This window comes from Streptomonospora arabica, from assembly GCF_039531585.1.
In the GTDB taxonomy this organism is placed as follows: domain Bacteria; phylum Actinomycetota; class Actinomycetes; order Streptosporangiales; family Streptosporangiaceae; genus Streptomonospora; species Streptomonospora halophila.
In genome coordinates, this window is record NZ_BAAAQI010000046.1 from 1 (window position 1) to 640 (window position 640).

A 640-nucleotide genomic window follows, 5' to 3' on the forward strand; every position below is an offset into this window, starting at 1 on the left:
CTCCACATATTTTTTCAGTACCTCCAGTGTTACTTGTCCGCTCGTTGCTAGGAAGTAGGAAGGTGACCAGAAGTGTCCTTTCCACAGTTTTTCCTTTACTTGTGGGAACCTTCTCTGTATTTCTCTAGACGTGATGGTCTTGATTGCGTTCACGTACCTGGGTATATTTAGGGTTGGTTTTGCCTTGAATAACATGTGGAAGTGATCCTTATCTACTCCTATGTCTATGACTTCAACTTCGAATGTTTTGCTTATTTCCTGAATTTGTTCCTTTAGGAAGTTTATAATCTCTTCATTATCGAACACCTTTCTGCGGTACTTCACCACCTGGACATAGTGGTAATAAAGAGCGTAAACCGAATGGGATCCTCTGTCCAATCTGTACCGCATAGTTATATGTATTTTTTAATAACTATAAAAAGGTTTCTATAAGGGGGCTATTCATCCCCTCCCTCACGGAAGGGGACTTTCGCCCCCTTAACCCCCGTAAAGTTAAAAAATTTGTATAACTTCTTGACTTTCGGTTGAATTTTTTCTTCTTGACTTTCTAAATTTATATTTACGGGAAATTCGATTTCTTGACTCATCTTTCTTACCTCAATATTATATTTGTCAAAAGTCGGAGGCCAAGCGGTCTTAG

Annotated in this window: 1 protein-coding gene; it reads right to left on the reverse strand. The window is 39.1% G+C overall.

Features of this window, described 5'->3' with window-relative positions:
• Positions 1 to 390, reverse strand: a 390-nt coding sequence (gene tnpA, locus ABD284_RS25705) for an IS200/IS605 family transposase (protein ID WP_344149081.1), incomplete at its 3' end; no start/stop codon positions are given.
• Between the last annotated feature and the right edge of the window lie 250 nt (positions 391 to 640).